General features: G+C 71.0%; 16 protein-coding genes and 1 pseudogene. 6 read left to right on the forward strand and 11 right to left on the reverse strand.

Annotation, left to right across the window (positions count from 1 at the left end; genetic code table 11):
- Window positions 1-117 precede the first annotated feature (117 nt).
- A complete protein-coding gene (locus ACIQMV_RS38830) occupies window positions 118-684 on the reverse strand; it encodes a CBS domain-containing protein (protein WP_402597820.1) in 567 nt (188 codons plus the stop codon).
- Between the two features lie 52 nt (window positions 685-736).
- On the opposite strand from ACIQMV_RS38830, the gene ACIQMV_RS38835 reads away from it, so the two are divergent.
- Window positions 737-871, forward strand: a complete 135-nt coding sequence (locus ACIQMV_RS38835; protein WP_402597838.1) for a hypothetical protein — start codon at window positions 737-739, stop codon at window positions 869-871.
- A gap of 150 nt (window positions 872-1021) precedes the next feature.
- Here the strand turns inward: ACIQMV_RS38835 and ACIQMV_RS38840 are convergent, their stop codons facing one another.
- The 7 genes from ACIQMV_RS38840 to ACIQMV_RS38870 all read right to left on the reverse strand — a co-directional run bounded on the left by ACIQMV_RS38840 (window position 1022) and on the right by ACIQMV_RS38870 (window position 7884).
- Window positions 1022-2023, reverse strand: coding sequence for a YbhN family protein (locus tag ACIQMV_RS38840; protein ID WP_402597821.1), 1002 nt, complete (start codon window positions 2021-2023; stop codon window positions 1022-1024).
- 363 nt (window positions 2024-2386) lie between these two features.
- Window positions 2387-2866 (reverse strand): hydrogenase maturation protease, encoded by a 480-nt coding sequence (locus ACIQMV_RS38845; RefSeq protein ID WP_402597822.1) that lies wholly within the window; start codon window positions 2864-2866, stop codon window positions 2387-2389.
- Complete coding sequence (locus ACIQMV_RS38850) at window positions 2863-4209, reverse strand: Ni/Fe hydrogenase subunit alpha (protein ID WP_402597824.1); 1347 nt, start codon at window positions 4207-4209, stop codon at window positions 2863-2865. The genes ACIQMV_RS38845 and ACIQMV_RS38850 overlap by 4 nt, the downstream gene beginning before the upstream one ends.
- Window positions 4206-5084: an oxidoreductase gene (locus ACIQMV_RS38855; RefSeq protein WP_402597825.1), complete on the reverse strand. Its 879-nt coding sequence runs from the start codon at window positions 5082-5084 to the stop codon at window positions 4206-4208. Before ACIQMV_RS38855 ends, ACIQMV_RS38850 begins: the two co-directional genes overlap by 4 nt.
- 1 nt (window position 5085) lies before the next feature.
- Complete coding sequence (locus tag ACIQMV_RS38860; protein ID WP_402597826.1) at window positions 5086-5904, reverse strand: FAD/NAD(P)-binding protein; 819 nt, start codon at window positions 5902-5904, stop codon at window positions 5086-5088.
- Window positions 5901-7028 carry a 4Fe-4S dicluster domain-containing protein gene (locus ACIQMV_RS38865; RefSeq protein ID WP_402597837.1) on the reverse strand — a complete coding sequence of 376 codons (1128 nt, stop codon included), beginning with the start codon at window positions 7026-7028 and terminating at the stop codon, window positions 5901-5903. The genes ACIQMV_RS38860 and ACIQMV_RS38865 overlap by 4 nt, the downstream gene beginning before the upstream one ends.
- A 226-nt stretch (window positions 7029-7254) precedes the next feature.
- Window positions 7255-7884 (reverse strand): hypothetical protein, encoded by a 630-nt coding sequence (locus tag ACIQMV_RS38870; RefSeq protein WP_402597827.1) that lies wholly within the window; start codon window positions 7882-7884, stop codon window positions 7255-7257.
- Between the two features lie 158 nt (window positions 7885-8042).
- On the opposite strand from ACIQMV_RS38870, the gene acsA reads away from it, so the two are divergent.
- From acsA to ACIQMV_RS38895, 5 genes are read left to right on the forward strand one after another with little or no spacing between them, the layout of a single operon-like run.
- Window positions 8043-9857: an acetate--CoA ligase gene (gene acsA, locus ACIQMV_RS38875; protein ID WP_402597828.1), complete on the forward strand. Its 1815-nt coding sequence runs from the start codon at window positions 8043-8045 to the stop codon at window positions 9855-9857.
- The gene (pdhA, locus tag ACIQMV_RS38880; protein ID WP_402597829.1) at window positions 9854-10879 is read left to right on the forward strand and encodes a pyruvate dehydrogenase (acetyl-transferring) E1 component subunit alpha; all 1026 of its coding nucleotides are present in this window, start codon (window positions 9854-9856) and stop codon (window positions 10877-10879) included. The genes acsA and pdhA overlap by 4 nt, the downstream gene beginning before the upstream one ends.
- On the forward strand, window positions 10876-11955 hold the full coding sequence (locus ACIQMV_RS38885) for an alpha-ketoacid dehydrogenase subunit beta (RefSeq protein WP_402597830.1): 1080 nt from the start codon (window positions 10876-10878) through the stop codon (window positions 11953-11955). Before pdhA ends, ACIQMV_RS38885 begins: the two co-directional genes overlap by 4 nt.
- 1 nt (window position 11956) lies before the next feature.
- A complete protein-coding gene (locus tag ACIQMV_RS38890; protein ID WP_402597831.1) occupies window positions 11957-13537 on the forward strand; it encodes a dihydrolipoamide acetyltransferase family protein in 1581 nt (526 codons plus the stop codon).
- A gap of 5 nt (window positions 13538-13542) precedes the next feature.
- On the forward strand, window positions 13543-13818 hold the full coding sequence (locus ACIQMV_RS38895) for an acyl carrier protein (RefSeq protein WP_402597832.1): 276 nt from the start codon (window positions 13543-13545) through the stop codon (window positions 13816-13818).
- Window positions 13819-14634: 816 nt separating this feature from the next.
- Here ACIQMV_RS38895 and ACIQMV_RS38900 read toward each other — a convergent pair.
- The 3 genes and pseudogenes from ACIQMV_RS38900 to ACIQMV_RS38910 form a co-directional block, all read right to left on the reverse strand.
- Window positions 14635-14799, reverse strand: a pseudogene (locus tag ACIQMV_RS38900) (pirin family protein); the annotation flags it as partial.
- A 462-nt stretch (window positions 14800-15261) separates the two neighbouring features.
- The gene (locus ACIQMV_RS38905) at window positions 15262-16224 is read right to left on the reverse strand and encodes an electron transfer flavoprotein subunit alpha/FixB family protein (RefSeq protein WP_402597833.1); all 963 of its coding nucleotides are present in this window, start codon (window positions 16222-16224) and stop codon (window positions 15262-15264) included.
- Window positions 16225-16281: 57 nt separating this feature from the next.
- Window positions 16282-16910: electron transfer flavoprotein subunit beta/FixA family protein (locus ACIQMV_RS38910; RefSeq protein ID WP_402597835.1), on the reverse strand; the 629-nt coding region annotated here is incomplete at its 5' end.

Raw genomic sequence — 16910 nt, forward strand, 5'->3', positions numbered from 1 at the left:
CCTCCACTGTCGCGGCCACGGCCCGCCCTTACCAGCTCTCCCCAGAGGACAACCCAGAGGCAGCCCCCAGACTTCTTCAGGGGCAAGTAGCTAGGAACCTCGGCCCGCTGGATTGCATCACTCCGGCCCACCAGTAGCTCCACTGAGCCGGGACTCGACGTCCACCACGCCCTCCAGCCCGCGCACGAGGCGCTCGGCAACCCAGATGAGCGAGGTGTCGTGGACGGGCCCCCGGAGCGTGACGATCCCCTCCCGCACCGACACACGGATGGCATGGACGTGCAGAGGGAACAGATAGGCCACCACCGTGCGGCGGACCTCCTCCTCGATGTCCCCGTCCGACCGCAGGAACACCTTCAGAAGGTCACCGCGGCTGACGATGCCACACAGTGTGTCCTCGTCATCGACGACGGGCAGCCGCTTGACACGATGCACGGCCATGAGGCGAGCCGCCTGAGCCAGAGTGGCGTCCGGGTGCACCACGACGGCAGGCCGGCTCACCACCTGCTCGGCTGTCATCCCCTCCGCCTTGGCCAGGTCGAACCGGCGGCGGATCCGCTCGAATCGGGTGAGCTCTCGGTTCCGGAACTCCTCCTTGGGCAGCAGGTCGGCCTCGGACACCACACCGACGACCCGCCCTTCCCCATCGACGACCGGTAGGGCACTCACATGCAGCTCGTCCATCGCCCGCACGATCCTTTTGAACCGCGTGTCGCGCCTACGGCGACCGCGGGGCGTGCGACGCCGACGCGGGCTGCTGGAGATCAGCGTGCCGGACTCGGAGGAGTCACGGATCCGCGTGGTGCTCGCTGACCGCACGGTGACCATCGCACCGGGGGAGACGTGCGCGCTCGTACTGCCGGGCGGTTGACCGTGCGGAGGCGTACGGGTCCAGCAAGATTCGAACGGCCACGGCGGGGCAGCGGTCCGGCCCCGGACGGGTGCGCGCTGCGGGGCGGCCTTCGCCCGCACGAAGCTCGTGTTCGCTGTGGCCGGGCGCCTGGCTCCGCTCCTTCGACTGCTACCGGCTCAGCCTGCCGCATCCTGCCGAGCGGCGGGGCCCGGAGCGGGACGCGCCGCCCTGGAAGGTGATGACGAGCCAGCACGCCCAACCGACGGGCTGCAGGGCCCAATAGCTGACGGCCCGGTACAGGAGCGTCGCTGCGATCGCCGATCCGGGCTGCAGACCGTACAGAACGAGTAGCGCGGACAGGCTCGTCTCGATGATGCCGACGCTGCCCGGGGTCAGGCGCAGGCTTCCGGGGATCTGGGTGAGCACGTAGGCGAGCAGCAGACCGTGCCAGGGCACGCGGATGCCCAGCGCCCACAGGCCAGCGGCCAGGCAAGCGGCGTCGAGGAACCAGTTCAACAGTGCGAAGGCGAACGGTCTCAGCCAGGGCCGCAGGCCGGGTTGCAGGTGGTGAGCCTGCTCGACCAGCTGGGCGAGTGCCTCCTGGCCCTGCAGGATGCGACGGGAGCGCCGCCCGGCGTCCGTCCACGCCTGCCGCACCGCTGCGCGGAAGCCGGCGAAGCGGGTTGCTCCGAACGCCGCCAGGGCGATCCCCAGGATGACGAGCACGCCGACTCCGGGAAGCAGAACGGCGCGCAGCTCTGCCGGTCCCGCAGCGACAGTGGCGGCCACGAGCAGGGCGGCCAGACCGAGTACCGAAAGTCCACCGGCGACCACCAGCACGGCCGCCGCGACCACCTGGTCCACGCCTCGACGGCGCAACTGCCTGAAGATCCAGGCCGCAGCGAACGCCGCCCCGCCGGGCAATGCGCCCGCCACGGCATTGGCAGCCACGACGATCCCCGTCGTGGGCCGCAGCCCCCAGCGGGCCCCGCCCGCCGCCAGCAGCCAGCGGTACAGCGCGGCGAAGCACACGATCGACAACGCCTCGCACACTACGGCGACCGCCACTGGGAGCGGGTGCACTCCGGTGATGAGGTGATACGCCTGGACCAGTTCACGCCTGCGCAGGAGGGCAACCAGGACGACGGCCGCCACGAGGGCAACGGCCACCAGCCACCACATCGGGCCCGGTCGTGCGGGACGTCTCTCCGCCCATCCGGTACCGCGCCCCGCCTCTGCCTCCGGCCGCCCGGGCATCGCCCTCACTCCCGAAAGGTGGCGTGAGGGTTCAACGGTGGAAGTCCGTTGACGGGTTGGGTGGGCACAGCGTGCTCGCCGCGGACACCCGGCGGCACGGTCCTGATGCTCGGGGCGCTGCCCGGACATATGCGCTTCGAGGACGGCGACCCGGATGATCTTGATGGTCGTGTCGCGGGATGTGGTGCCGAGACGGAGAAACCGGCCGGTTCCGCACCCGCGATGCAGGGGCCGGCCGTCGGATGCTTCGGCGGGGTCCTCATTGCCACCGGCCCCTCAGACCCCCCGGTTCTGTTCGTAGGCCTGTCGGACGGACGCGGCGGCGCGGTCGATCAGCTCGGGGAGGGCTGATCGCACCGCTTCGCTCAGGCCCGTGCCGAGTTCGATGTCGGCGACTTCCACGGCGTGCACCACGAGCGTCGGCGGCAGTTGACCGAGGGCCTCGGCCAGCGCGAGGCACTCTCCGAGGCCGAGCGCGTGCGTGCTCGCCGTGCCCGCCGTGCGGCCGGTCGCCTCCGCCGCCGTCAGAGTGCGCAACTCCCCCGGCCGGGCCGACCCGGCTCGGAGGGCTTCCAGTACGACCACCGTGTCCGCGTCGTGCCACAGGTCGAGCATGCGCGCGGGTTCGCCGTCGCTGACGGCCAGGACGGTGCCGTCGGGAACGCGGCCCCGCAACGCCTCCACCGCTGCCGGGCCGACTCCGTCGTCACCGCGCAGCGAGTTGCCCACACCGATCACCACGACCCGGCCGCTCATGGGCGTTCCACGGTCACGTCGAGGAAGTGGGCGGCGCAGGAGATGCAGGGATCGTGATTGCGGATAGTCCGTTCGCACAGGTGGGTGAGCTCCTCGTCGCCGGCGACGGGCCCGGCCGTGTCCAGGCGCGCCTGGACGGCCCGGCGCACGTCCTCCTCGATGGCGGTCTGGTTCTGGGCCGTGGGCGGGACGATGCGGGCCTCGGTGAGAGTGCCGTCCTCCGCGAGGGCGTAGCGGTGGTACAGCAGGCCCCGGGGCGCCTCGGTGGCCCCGGCGCCGACGCCCTGGCGGGGCGGGACCTCGATGGCCGGCCGGGCTGGTCGTTCGTATCCGTCGATGATCCGCAGGGCCTCCTCGACGGCCTGGACCACCTCGACGGCGCGTACGACGATGCTCCGGAAGGGGTTGTCGCAGATGGCGCCGGTCAGCGGGTCGCCCAGGCCAGCGTCCCGCGCCGCCTCGGCGGCCGCGGGGTACAGCCACCGGCCGTTGATCGCGTAGCGGGCCAGCGGGCCGGTCAGATGGCGGCGGCCGTCCAGAGTGGCGGTCAGAGCGGTGGAATGCGGTACCTGCCCTTCCTGGACGTGCTGTTCGAAGTCGGACAGGGGGAACTCGCGCAGCGCCGGACCCTGGCCATGAGCGGCCATGACCGCCGGTGTTCCGGAGTCGACGGCGTAGCGGCCGGGGTCACGCAGTGCGAACAGGTCGTGGTCGCACACGGCGTCGGGAAAGTCGAACGCCGCGACCCAGCGGACGGTCTCCAGCGCGTCTTCCCGGGCCTGTAGCAGCCGTGCCGCCAGTGGGCGGAGTTCGTCCGGTGCCGGCGTGCGGTAGAAGCCGCCGACCCGGACGTTGACGGGATGGATGGGGCGGCCGCCGAGCTGTTCGAGGATCGCGTTGCCGGTCTGCTTGATCCTCAGGCCGCGCTCTACGGCGGCTCGCTGGTCGCGGGCCAGCTCCACGACATCGGCTCGCCCGAGGAAGTCCGGAGCGTGCAGCAGGTAGATGTGCAGGGTGTGGCTCTCGATCCACTCGCCGCAGTACAGGAGGCGGCGCAGTTCCGCCAAGGGGCCGTCCACCGTGACACCGCAGGCGTTCTCGATCGCCTGGCAGGCGCTCATCTGGTAGGCGACCGGGCAGATGCCGCAGATGCGGGCGGTGATGTCGGGGGGTTCGGTGTGGCCCCGGCCGGTCAGAAAGGCCTCGAAGAAGCGTGGCGGTTCGTAAATGCGCAGCCGCGTCTCCGTGACGGTGCCCTCCTGGATGCGCAGGTGAAGGGCCGCTTCGCCTTCCACCCTGGCCAGCGCGTCAAGTCGCAGGACACGGGTTCCGCGAGGGTTCATGCCGGCCTTTCCGGGTGGGTTTCTCTCCGGGCGCGAGGGCTGTGCCGCTCCTCGACCGCGAGGTCGGGTACGGAGGCATATTCCGGTGACGTGGCGTTGAAGGTGCGGAAGACACGCTGGATGTCCTGCTCGCTCATCCCGTCGTGGCGCAGCTGCGCGACCATGGAGCGCAGGTTGGGCCGGCTCGTGGGTCCGAAGCAGCCGTAGCATCCGCGTCCGTAGGCGGGGCAGAGGGCTCCGCACCCGGCCTGCGTGACCGGGCCCAGACAGGGGGTGCCGTGGGCCACGGTGATGCAGGTGGTCCCGCGCCTCTTGCACTCGAAGCAGACACTGTGGCTCGGGATCTGGGGCTTGCGTCCGGCCAGGAAGGCGGTGATGACTTCGAGGAGCTGGCGGCGGTCGATGGGGCAGCCGCGCAGTTCGAAGTCGACCGGGACATGGGCCGAGATCGGTGTCGAGGTCTCCAGCGTGGCGATGTACTCCGGATGGGCGTAGACCGCGGCGAGGAACTCGTCGACGTCGGCGAAGTCGCGCAGCGCCTGGATGCCGCCCGCGGTGGCGCAGGCTCCGATGGTCACCAGGTACCGGGAGGCGCGGCGTATGCCCTGGATCCGCTCGGCGTCCTCGGCGGTGGTGATCGATCCTTCGACCAGGGAGAGGTCGTACGGCCCGCGGCCCTCCAGCCGCGCGCGCTTACCGTCAGCGCCCTCGACCGGGGTCATCTCCACGAAGTGGTCGATCCGTACGCGCTCGGTGAGGCCGAGGAGTTCGTCCTCGCAGTCGAGCAGGGTCAGTTGGCAGCCGTCGCAGGAGGCGAACTTCCACACGGCGAGCGCCGGCCGTGGATCGGTGGCCGGTCCGAGCTCGGTGACCATGTCACAACTCCCTTACGAGGAGCAGGTGTGCCACGCGGTCGTAGCCGACGACCGGACCGTCGCGGCACAGCAGGAGCGGGCCGAGCTGGCAGTGGCCGCAATGGCCGGTGGCGCAGCGCATATTGCGTTCCAAGGACACCTGAACGCGCTGTGGGGCCAGGCCCCGGAGCAAGAGGGCGCGTGCGGTGTGCCGGATCATCACCTCGGGTCCGCACACGAGCGCGCAGGTCCGTTCGGGGCGCAGCTCAAGGCGGTCGAGGAGCGTGGTGACCACGCCCACCGCACCGTGCCGGCCGGGCCCGGGCCGGTCGACGGTCACCTCCACCCGGGCCCGGCCGCGCCAGCTCTCGATCTCTTCCCGGTAGACCAGATCGGCAGGGGTACGGGCGCCCACCAGGACCGCGAGCCGGCCGTAGCCGTCCGGCCGGTCCAGGACCGCGTGTACGACCGGCCGCAGCGGAGCCAGCCCGATGCCGCCGGCGATCACCAGCACATCGTGGCCGGCTGCCGCTTCGAGGTCCCAGCCGTTGCCGTACGGCCCGCTGAGTCCGACGTTTTCCCCCGGGCGCAGCCGGTACAGGGCGGTCGAGACCGCGCCGACCGCACGCACGGTGTGCACGAGCCCCCCATGACGGCCACGCAGGGCACTGGCCGAGATGGGCACCTCGCCGACCCCGAAGGCGTAGATCATCGCGAACTGCCCCGGTGAGAAGGGCGCGAGTGCTCCTCCTGCCGGTACCAACTCGATCGACCGGGTGTCGCCGGTCTCGGCCCGGACGTCGGCGACGCGGTACGGCAGCGGGGGCGGCAGGGTGGTCATCGCTCCTCCGGCCCCGAAGGCTGTACGCCGGACTGTGTCCAGTCGTGCAGAGCGGCGGCTTCCTCGGTGATGTCGATGCCGACCGGGCACCACACGATGCACCGTCCGCAGCCCACACAGCCGGACGAGCCGAACTGGTCGTACCAGGTGCCGAGTTTGTGAGTCATCCACTGCCGGTAGCGGCTGCGCGCCGAGGCGCGGACCGGGCCGCCGTTCAGATGGGAGAAGTCCAGGTCGAAGCAGGAGTCCCACAGCCGCCACCGCTCCGCGTGGTCGCCGGTGAGGTCCGTGACGTCCTCGGTGGTGGTGCAGAAGCAGGTGGGGCAGACCATGGTGCAGTTGCCGCAGGTCAGGCACCGCCCGGCGACGTCGTCCCAGCGGGGGGCGTCGAGCGTGCCGGCCATCAGCTCCCGCAGGTCGGCTTCGGGCATGCTCCGTCCCATGCGGGTCGCGGCGGCCGTGACGTCTGCGCGCGCCGTTTCCCGGGTTTCCGAGTCGGCCGGACGCGCGGGCAGTTCGGCCAGGATCTCCTCGCCTTCCTGACTGCCGCCGCGGATCCAGAAGCGGTGCCCGCCCTCGTCGACCACTTCGGTCATGACCAGGTCGTAGCCGGGACCGGCAGCGGGCCCGGTGCCCATCGAGACGCAGAAGCACGTGGCGCCGGGCTCCGTGCACTCGACCACGATCAGCAGCGCCCCTGAGCGCCGCCCCGCGTAGACGGGGTCGCGGTACGTCCCACCGGTCAGCACCCGGTCCTGGATGGCGATGGCCCGAAGATCGCAGGGGCGCACCCCCAGGAAGGCGTATCGAGGCGGTGCGGCCTGCTCGGCCGTGAGGACCAGCTCGCCCTCGACCCGATCGGCGCTCCACTCCCGCACCCGCGGTGGATGCAGGAACGGCTTCCACGACTGGGGACCCGCCGCGTTCGCGAAGGCAGCGCCGTCCGGCCGCTCCCGAAGCCGGTACCGCCCGGCCTCCAACTCCACGCCCCACCCGTACGGCAACTCGTCGGCCGACCGCAGTTCGGCCAGCACGATCGCACCGTCTTGCACCGTGGGGCCGATCACGGTGAATCCTCGCCGGACCAGCACGTCCAGGAGCGCGGCCATACCGTCCTTGCCCATGACATGCCCGTCGGACGCGAGGGCCGGGGAGACGTTCACTGCGGCGTCGGCATCCACGACCGACCTCCTTCGGCACTGCGGACGGCGCATGAGACCCGCCGCCCTTCGAGGCCTACAACCGCAGCATTTCCGGCCACGTCGGCATGCCGACAGAGCCATGCGGGCACGCCCAGGGGTCCATTGGTCCCGTTTGATCCTGTTTTGCCCTGTCGGCTTCAGTCGACGATCAACACCCTCGGTGGTGCGATGGGAGGACGTACGTGCGGCCCTCCCGACCCCACTCCCCGTACTCGGGCGTCAGACCGGCGTCCATCGCCCGCAGGCAGGGGCGGCCGATATGCGCGTAGACCAGGCGGCCGATCCGGTTCCGTGCCGCTTCCGCGCCGACATCGCGCACGGGAGCGTGTCCACCCACTCCACCGCGGAAGCGGATGGGGCGGTCCCAGCCCGAGGCCTCCGCGAACATCAGATCCGCTTGTGCCGCCCAGAGCGGGAAGGTCCAGAACTCCGGCGCCCACACCACCACCCCCGCCTCTCCCTCGATGCGGTAACCGCAGGTCGGATGGGAGGTGTGCGCAACCGGCAGCACGCGGACACGCAGCCCGCCGGCGTCCACGTCCGTCATGCACGGCAGCAGCCCGCGTTCGGCGGCCATACGCCGCAGGGCGGAGCGGAGTTCGGCGTGCTCGTCGGTGACGAGCCAGGCATCCAGCCGGCCCTCGGGCGGCTCCGCACCGGGACCGCCGTCGAAGGCGACACGATGGCGGCCACTGGCGACCAGCAGTCCGGCCGGCGCGAAACGCGGGGACGCCATGGCGCCCACGCCCAGCAGCGTGAGCCGCAGCGAAGGCGCCATACGCATCACCCCCCGGGACGTGACCTGGTCATCAGTCTGGAGCAAGCGGCAACCGTGGACCTGAGCCGTCCGGCCACGCACCGGGGCCGTTCGGCCCAATGCGGGCGGGACAAACCGGGCGGAAGGTCGAAGAAGGCCCGCAGGAAGGAGGGGCCGGCATGCGGTGGGAGACCATCCGGAAGGACACCGTGCCCCGGGTTGCCCCCAATCTGGGCGACTACGACAAGGAGTGTGCGGACTTCTCGTGGTCGAAGGCGCGAGCCAGGCTGCAGGGGCTGCCAGGCGGGCGGGGACTGAACATCGCGCACGAGGCCGTGGACCGGCACGCGGCATCGGCCTGCGCGAAGGCGGTGGCGCTGCGCTGTGTCGCGCGGGACGACTCCGTGAACTGCGTGACCTACGGGGACCTGGCGCGTGCAACGTCGCGATTCGCCAACGTGCTCCGTACGCTCGGGATCGGCCGGGGCGACCGGGTGGTGACGCTGCTGGGGCGCTGCCCCGAGCTGTACACCGTGGTCCTCGGCACACTGAAGAACACCAGTGTCCTGTGCCCGTTGTTCTCCGCCTTCGGACCGGACCCGGTGGCTCAGCGGCTGCGGCTGTGTGACGCCCGGGTCATGGTCACCACGTCGGACCTGTATCGCAGGAAGGTCGCCGGACAGCACGAGGCACTGCCGGGTCTGCGCCACGTACTGATCGTCGGCGAGGGCGCGGACGACCTGCCCGGCACCCTGTCCCTCGCCGCGCTCATGGCCGACGCCCCCGACACCTTCACCATCCCGCCGACCTCGCCCCGCGACATGGCCCTGCTGCACTACACCAGCGGCACGACCGGCAGCCCCAAGGGCGCGGTGCACGTGCACGAGGCGGCCGTCGCCCACTACATGACCGCGCTGTACGCCCTCGACCTCCACCAGGACGACGTGTTCTGGTGCACTGCGGACCCGGGCTGGGTCACCGGCATGTCCTACGGGATCGTCGCACCGCTCATGCACGGTGTGACGGTGGTGGTGGACGAGGGCGACTACGACGCCCGCCGTTGGTACCGGATCCTCGCCGAGCAGCGGGTGAGCGTCTGGTACACGGCGCCGACGGCGCTGCGCATGCTGATGCGGACGACGCCGAGGACCGGGCCGTACGACCTGCCCCGCTCGTTCGACCTGAGCGCGCTGCGGTTCATCGCGTCGGTCGGCGAGCCGCTCAATCCGGAGGCGGTGGTGTGGGGGCGGGACGTGCTCGGACTGCCGGTGCACGACAACTGGTGGCAGACCGAGACCGGCGCCATCATGATCGCCAACTTCGCCGCCTGCGACATCCGTCCCGGCTCGATGGGGCGCCCGCTGCCCGGGGTGGAGGCGGCGGTGCTGCGGCGCGGCCTGGACGGCCGTGCCGAGGTCACCGAAGGGCACGTCACCGCCCTGGGGGAGCCCGGGGTGGAGGGCGAGCTGGCGCTCCGGCCCGGGTGGCCGTCCATGTTCCGCGGGTATCTGAACGACGAGCAGCGCACCGCCGCCGCCTTCGCGGACGACTGGTACCTCACCGGCGACCTGGTACGACGTGACGCGGACGGCTGGTACTGGTTCGTCGGGCGTGCAGACGACGTCATCAAGTCGGCGGGACATCTCATAGGGCCGTTCGAGGTCGAGAGCGCCCTGATGGAGCATCCGGCGGTCGCCGAGGCAGGGGTCATCGGCCGCCCCGACCCCGTGGCCGGGAACATCGTCAAGGCCTTCGTCGCGCTGCGGCCGGGCTTCGACGCGACGACCGCGACGCGACGGGATCTGCTGGCTTTCGCCAGGCGCCGACTGGGCCCGGCCGTGGCCCCCCGCGACATCGCCTTCGACCAGCACCTGCCGCACACCCGCAGCGGCAAGGTCATGCGGCGCCTGCTGCGGGCACGTGAACTCGGCCTGCCGGAGGGCGACATCTCCACGCTGGAGGACTCCTCGGAGAGGACGGAACAGTCGGCATGAGCACCACCCGCACGCCGCGCGCACCGCGGTCCGCCCCTCGTCCGAACCGTCAGGCCGCGCACCGACTGGCCTTGCTGGAGTCGATGCTGCGCGTCCGCCGGTTCGAGGAACGCTGCGTGGAACTGTACAGCGCGGCGCGCATCCGGGGCTTCATGCATCTCTACATCGGTGAGGAGGCCGTGGCCGTCGGCGTCAACGAGGCGCTCGCGGACGATGACGCGGTCGTGTCGACGTACCGCGAACACGGGCACGCACTCGCCCGCGGGGTTCCTGCCGAGGCGATCATGGCGGAGATGTTCGGCAAGGTCACCGGCTGCAGCCGCGGCCGTGGCGGCTCCATGCACCTGTTCGACGCCGACCGCCGCTTCTACGGCGGCAACGCGATCGTCGGCGGCGGGCTGCCTCTGGCAGCCGGCCTCGCCCTCACCGACCGCATGACCGGTCACAACCGTGTCACCTGCTGTTTCTTCGGCGACGGTGCCTTCGCGGAGGGCGAGTTCCACGAGACCGCCAACCTGGCCGCGCTGTGGGGACTGCCCCTGCTGCTGGTCTGCGAGAACAACCTGTACGCGATGGGCACGGCCCTGGCCCGTCACCAGGCGCACACCGATCTCGCGCTGCGTGCCGCCGGGTACGGCATGGTCTCCTGGGCAGTCGACGGCATGGACGTCTTCGCCGTCGAGGACGCCGCCCGGCGGGCGGCCGAAGGGATACGTGCCGGAACCGGACCGCACTTCCTGGAGATGCGGACCTACCGATTCCGCGCCCATTCCATGTACGACCCCGACCGCTACCGCGACAAGGCCGAGATCGAGCACTGGAGGGAGCGCGACCCGGTCGAAGGGCTCGCCCAGCGGCTGCGGGAGACGAAAGAGCTGTCCGACGAGGCCCGCACCGCCCTGGAGGACCGCTTGGCCGCCGAGATCGACCGTGCCGTCGAGACGGCCGAACTGGCTCCCGAGGAACCCGTCGCGGATCTGTTGAAGTACGTGACCAGCCCGGTGGAGGCGAGGCGGCCATGACCGCGACCCGCACGCGCACCGCCAAGTCCGCCACGCCCCCGGACCGCAGGACGACCTATCGGGAGTCGATGCGCGAGGCCCTGCGGGAGGCGCTGCGCAACGACGAGCGAGTGTTCTTGATGGGTGAGGACGTGGGCCGGTACGGCGGCTGCTTCGGCGTCAGCCTCGGCCTGCTGGAGGAGTTCGGGCCCGAGCGGATCCGTGACGCCCCGTTGTCCGAGTCGGCGTTCGTGGGCGCCGGCATCGGTGCGGCCCTGGGCGGCATGCGGCCGATCGTCGAGATCATGACGGTCAACTTCAGCCTGCTGGCCCTGGACCAGATCCTCAACAACGCGGCGACCCTGCTGCACATGTCCGGCGGCCAGCTGCCCGTTCCGATCGTGATCCGGATGACCACGGGCGCGGGACGGCAGCTCGCGGCCCAGCACTCGCACAGCCTGGAGGGCTGGTACGCCCACATCCCCGGCCTGCGCGTCCTGGCCCCGGCGACCCTCACCGACGCCCGGTACATGCTGGCCCCCGCACTCGCCGACCCGGACCCCGCGCTGATCTTCGAGCACGGCAGCCTGTACAACGTCTCCGGTGACCTGCCCGCCGACGCGGGGCCGGTCGACATCGACCACGCGACCGTCCGCCGGTCGGGCACGGACGTCTCCCTGATCACCTACGGCGGCTCACTGCCCAAGGCACTGGCCGCCGCCGACGATCTCGCCGGCGGCGGCATCAGCGCCGAGGTCGTCGACCTGCGTACCCTGCGCCCACTGGACGACGCCACCATCGGCGAGTCGGTGGCGCGCACACATCGCGCCATTGTCATCGACGAGGGCTGGCGCACCGGCAGCCTCGCTGCGGAGATCTCGGCGCGCCTCACCGAACAGCACTTCTACGACCTCGACGCCCCCGTCGAACGGGTGTGCAGCGCCGAAGTTCCCGTGCCGTACGCGCGCAGGCTGGAGGAGGCCGCGCTGCCGCAGGTCGGCGGAATCGTCGCAGCCGCGTGTCGCACGGTCGGCGAGCCCGTGCCTGCCGGAGCCGACGAGGCCCAATGGGAGCCGGTCACCGGGAGGTCGGGTTGAGATGGCCGCGTTCACCATGCCCTCACTCGGCGCGGACATGGATGAGGGAGTGCTGCGGGAGTGGCTCGTGACCCCGGGGGACCAGGTCCACAAGGGCGACGTTGTGGCGGTCGTGGAGACCGACAAGGCGGCCATCGAGGTCGAGTGCTTCGAGTCCGGGACCGTGGGACGGCTGCTCGTTCCGCCGGGGACCCGGGTGGCAGTGGGGACACCGCTCGCGGTGATCGAAGGCGAGGCCGCGCCCGGCGTGCGGGCGAGCGCCCCCGAGGCGCCGGCGACGGCAGGGGCCGACGCGGTCCCGCCCATGGCCGCCGAGCCGGTCGGGGGACATCTCCCGCAGAAGACGCCCACGCGCGCGGACACCGGCGGAGAACCGGTCTCACGGCACGAACGCCCGGAACCTCCGCGCAAGGTGGCCCGGGAGTCCAGGCCCGTCCAGGAGCCGGTGCGCACGGGATCCCGCGACGAGCCGGCCAGGCAGCTCGTACGCTCGACAGGCAGTTCTGCCTCACAACCACCGCGGGAGCTGTGCGCCGGGGGCGACTCGGTCATCGGGGCCGGGCCGCTCGTGCGGCATCTGGCGGTGCTACGGGGCGTCGACCTGACGGCCCTGCACGGCACCGGACCCGGTGGACGGATCACTCGTACCGACGTGGAGCACGCCTCGCCGCCGCGCGCCCCCAGGGTACGGGCCACTCCGTACGCACGGCGGCTCGCCCATGATCTCGGCATCGATCTCACGGCGGTACGGGGCACCGGGGAGGGCGGAGCGGTTCGAGCGGCGGACGTACGCACGGCCACGCGCGCAGGCACCCGGAGGCCCAAGGGGAACGGACCCGAGCGGCCGTCTCGGCGCCGACGGGACGGCGAGCAGCGCGCGCACGCGACCGTACCGACCGGCACCGGCCCGGAACAGCGCACGGACGCCATGCGCCGTGCCATCGCCGATCTCATGAGCCGCTCCAAACGGGAAATCCCGCACTACTACCTGTCCACCACCATCGACCTCAAGGCGGCCGGGGACTGGCTGCGCCGCATCAACCGCGGTCGTCCGCCTGCCGGCCGCCTCGCGCCGGCGGCCCTGCTGCTGAAGGCCGCCGCGGCGGCGACGCATGAGGTCCCGGGTCTCAACGGCTACTGGCAGAACGACAGGTTCGTCCCCGGTTCCGAGGTCAACCTGGGGGTCGCGGTGTCGCTCCGGCAGGGCGGACTGCTCGCGCCGGTCATCCACCGCGCCGACACGCTGCCGCCCGACGCCCTCATGGCCCGTCTCAAGGATCTGGTCCAGCGCGCCCGCCGGGGACGGTTGCGTGGCAGCGAGACGACCGGGGCCACCCTGACCGTCACCAGCCTGGGCGACCTCGGCGTGGAGACGGTGTTCGGCGTCATCCATCCGCCTCAGGTGGCCCTGGTCGGCTTCGGCGCGGTTGTCGAGCGGCCCTGGGCCTCGGATGGCATGCTCGGCGTGCGTCCGGTGGTGACGGCGACCCTGGCGGCCGACCACCGGGCCTCGGACGGTGCCGTAGGGGCACGCTACCTGACGGCGATCGGCCGACTGCTGCAGAAACCGGAGGAGTTGTGAGTCGGATGAAGCCCCTGGACAACGCGGAGGCCAGGACCGTGATCGAGGAGTCGATCAGCCGGATCGTTCCCGACGCGGACTTCAGTCTGGTCGGACCGGACGACAAGTTCCGTGACGTGCTCGAACTGGATTCGCTCGACTTCCTCAGCCTGGTGGAGCTGCTGTCCGAGCGCACGGGAATCCGGATCGACGAGGAGGACTACCCGGAACTGACCACCTTGTCCGATGCCACGCGGTTCGTGGTCGACCGGACGAGGGACGAGACCGACCCAGCCTCTTGATCGTCCGGCGTCGATACCTGCGGAGCGGGCACAGTGCCCTGGGCGGCCCCTGCACCCAGCCATTCCTCGAACCTCGGGGCCGACGCCTCACCTGTTTTGCCACGAACACCACAAGTCGGCCGATCGCCGAGCTGGAGTTCCGCCACCAACTGCGGGCCCAGGCCGATGACCGCCGGAGCTCACCTGCCCATCGATCAGAACCCGGCCCCTCTGCCGCCCGGACTGGCCCGCCTCATCGGTTCTGCGTTGAGTGGGCCATATGTGTGTCGCGCTGGTGTTGGCACAGGTAGTGTGGTGGCAGTTCGCCTTGCTCTGTCGGGCGGATGGTGTGCCGGGAAGTCTGGTCGGCGATGGATCCGTCGTGGTCCGAATCAGCAGCCGCCGTCCCGATGGAGTCTCACGATGTCCCCCCAGCAGCCTTCTTCCTCGTCCCCGTCCGAGTCCTGGGAATCAGCGATCCGGCAGGTTCTCGTCAGCTTCGACACGTACGCCCGCATGCGTAACGCGCGTAACGGCATCCTGCCTGCCACCCGTGTCACCCCGCAGGACGCGGATCGCGCCTTCGGCGCTCTTCAGATGTCCATCGGACGGCTCCGGAATCTCAACCGGCAGTAACGCTTGCGCGGGGCGGCGCCCGCAACGTTCTTGGGCTGGGTGACGGGACCAGGACGCGGTCGGGTCCTCTTCGGCCCATCGGCACCTTGCCGGATTCCCACAAGCCGACAGGCCGAGCACTGAGTCGCGATGGAGGGACGGGAGACAACGCACGACGGCGAGTCGTCCACCTTCCACCGACCGATCAGCCGTCTCCGCAGGTCAGCGAACCCTTCCCCGTGGCTTCAGCGGCGACGGCGGTAGCTCGGGGGCCGGCAGCGGGGCGCCGTCGTAGCCCTTCACCTCGCCGAATCGGGTGCCCTCCATCCAGTCGCGGCGGGCCTGGGCGATCTCCTCCTGGGAGCGGGCGATGCAGTTCCAGAACATAGCGAACCATCCGCACATTAGTGCAGGTCAGCGGCGGCCCGGACCGCCGACGGTCAGCAAACCGTCATCATCGGTCCTGGAGAAGTCAGCAATCGTGAGTTCCGCTTCCCTGGTTCGTGGGATGGGGTCATTCTTCAAGGAGTGTGAGCATCCGCGGTCGCAGTGGTCGAGGTGTCCGCACCTGTACAAGGTCCGTCACCGGTCTGCAGTTCCACTACGCTCTGCCAGACGATTCCTGGTGCGTGGAGCTGAGCGAGGCCGTTCCGGTGCCCGCGCCCGGAAGGAGAATCCCAACGCAGTTGCTCCACGGACGGCGCTGGACCTCGAAGGCCCAGACGCGGCTCGAGCTGCTCGGGGCCTCCCCCCTCCTCCGCCACTGCATCCTCCTCGAACAGCATCACCCTCCGCTAGCACCGAATGTGAGACAGGGTCGCTCGAAGGACAGACCCTCCGGGGCGGGATTCAGCCCTTGCGGGCCTTGATCTCCTCGGTGAGCTGCGGGACGACCCCGAACAGGTCGCCGACCACGCCGTAGTCGACCAGGTCGAAGATCGGGGCCTCGGAGTCCTTGTTGACCGCCACGATGGTCTTCGAGGTCTGCATGCCGGCGCGGTGCTGGATCGCGCCGGAGATGCCGTTGGCGATGTACAGCTGCGGCGAGACGGACTTACCGGTCTGGCCGACCTGCTGGGTGTGCGGGTACCAGCCGGCGTCGACGGCGGCACGCGAGGCGCCCACGGCCGCGCCGAGGGAGTCGGCGAGCGCCTCGATGACCGCGAAGTTCTCCGCGCCGTTGACGCCACGGCCACCGGAGACCACGATCGCCGCCTCGGTCAGCTCCGGGCGCCCGGTGGACTCACGGGCGATGCGGCCGGTGATCTTCGTACCGGTGGCCTGCCCGGAGAACGACACCGACAGCTGCTCGACCGCGCCCGCGGCCGGAGCCGGCTCCACGGCGGCGCTGTTGGGCTTGATGGTGATGACCGAGGTGCCCTTGGTGACACGGGACTTGGTGCTGTAGGAGGCGGCGAACACCGACTGGGTGGCCACCGGACCGGCCTCGCCGGCCTCCAGGTCGACCGCGTCGGTCAGGATGCCCGAACCGATGCGCAGCGCCAGACGCGCCGCGATCTCCTTGCCCTCGGTCGAGGACGGCACCAGCACCGCGGCCGGGGAGACTGCCTCGTAGGCGGCCTGCAGGGCGTCCACCTTCGGCACCACCAGGTAGTCGGCGTACTCGGCGGCGTCGTGGGTGAGCACCCGCGCCGCGCCGTGCTCGGCCAGCGTCGCGGCGGTGTCGCCGGCACCGGGGCCGAGCGCGACGGCGACCGGCTCGCCGATCCGCCGGGCCAGGGTCAGCAGCTCCAGCGTGGGCTTGCGGACGGCGCCGTCCACGTGGTCGACGTAGACGAGAACTTCAGCCATGGGACTTCTTCTCTCCTGCTTGCGAAGTGTGCGGGGCGGGTCGGCGGACTGCGGGCCTCAGATGAACTTCTGGCTCGCGAGGAACTCAGCGAGCTGCCTGCCGCCCTCGCCCTCGTCCTTGACGATCGTGCCCGCGGTACGGGCCGGACGCTCCGCGGCGGAGTCGACCGTGGTCCAGGCGTTCTCCAGGCCGACCTCGTCCGCGTCGATGTCCAGGTCGGACAGGTCCCAGGACTGAACCGGCTTCTTCTTGGCCGCCAAGATGCCCTTGAAGGACGGGTAACGGGCCTCACCCGACTGGTCGGTCACCGACACCACCGCTGGCAGGGAAGCCTCCAGCTGCTCCGAGGCGGCGTCGCCGTCCCGGCGGCCCTTCACGGTGCCGTCCTCGACCGACACCTCGGCCAGCAGCGTCACCTGCGGCACCCCAAGACGCTCGGCCAGCAGCGCCGGAACGACACCCATCGAGCCGTCGGTGGAGGCCATGCCGGAGATCACCAGGTCGTAGCCGGCCTTCTCGACCGCCTTGGCCAGCACCAGCGAGGTGCCGATGGCGTCCGTGCCGTGCAGGTCGTCGTCCTCGACGTGGATCGCCTTGTCGGCGCCCATCGAAAGCGCCTTGCGCAGCGCGTCCTTGGCGTCCTCCGGACCCACCGTCAGAACGGTGACCTCAGCCTCGTCGGCGT

This window comes from Streptomyces sp. NPDC091412, assembly GCF_044756885.1.
Classification (GTDB): domain Bacteria; phylum Actinomycetota; class Actinomycetes; order Streptomycetales; family Streptomycetaceae; genus Streptomyces.

What these genes read in the sequence shown, in the direction of transcription:
- ACIQMV_RS38830 (WP_402597820.1), bottom strand. Translation starts at nt 684, where the DNA reads ATGGACGAGCTGCATGTGAGTGCCCTACCGGTCGTCGATGGGGAAGGG.
- ACIQMV_RS38845 (WP_402597822.1), bottom strand. Translation starts at nt 2,866, where the DNA reads ATGAGCGGCCGGGTCGTGGTGATCGGTGTGGGCAACTCGCTGCGCGGT.
- ACIQMV_RS38850 (WP_402597824.1), bottom strand. Translation starts at nt 4,209, where the DNA reads ATGAACCCTCGCGGAACCCGTGTCCTGCGACTTGACGCGCTGGCCAGG.
- ACIQMV_RS38855 (WP_402597825.1), bottom strand. Translation starts at nt 5,084, where the DNA reads ATGGTCACCGAGCTCGGACCGGCCACCGATCCACGGCCGGCGCTCGCC.
- ACIQMV_RS38860 (WP_402597826.1), bottom strand. Translation starts at nt 5,904, where the DNA reads ATGACCACCCTGCCGCCCCCGCTGCCGTACCGCGTCGCCGACGTCCGG.
- ACIQMV_RS38865 (WP_402597837.1), bottom strand. Translation starts at nt 7,028, where the DNA reads ATGGGCAAGGACGGTATGGCCGCGCTCCTGGACGTGCTGGTCCGGCGA.
- ACIQMV_RS38870 (WP_402597827.1), bottom strand. Translation starts at nt 7,884, where the DNA reads ATGGCGCCTTCGCTGCGGCTCACGCTGCTGGGCGTGGGCGCCATGGCG.
- acsA (WP_402597828.1), top strand. Translation starts at nt 8,043, where the DNA reads ATGCGGTGGGAGACCATCCGGAAGGACACCGTGCCCCGGGTTGCCCCC.
- pdhA (WP_402597829.1), top strand. Translation starts at nt 9,854, where the DNA reads ATGAGCACCACCCGCACGCCGCGCGCACCGCGGTCCGCCCCTCGTCCG.
- ACIQMV_RS38885 (WP_402597830.1), top strand. Translation starts at nt 10,876, where the DNA reads ATGACCGCGACCCGCACGCGCACCGCCAAGTCCGCCACGCCCCCGGAC.
- ACIQMV_RS38890 (WP_402597831.1), top strand. Translation starts at nt 11,957, where the DNA reads ATGGCCGCGTTCACCATGCCCTCACTCGGCGCGGACATGGATGAGGGA.
- ACIQMV_RS38895 (WP_402597832.1), top strand. Translation starts at nt 13,543, where the DNA reads ATGAAGCCCCTGGACAACGCGGAGGCCAGGACCGTGATCGAGGAGTCG.
- ACIQMV_RS38905 (WP_402597833.1), bottom strand. Translation starts at nt 16,224, where the DNA reads ATGGCTGAAGTTCTCGTCTACGTCGACCACGTGGACGGCGCCGTCCGC.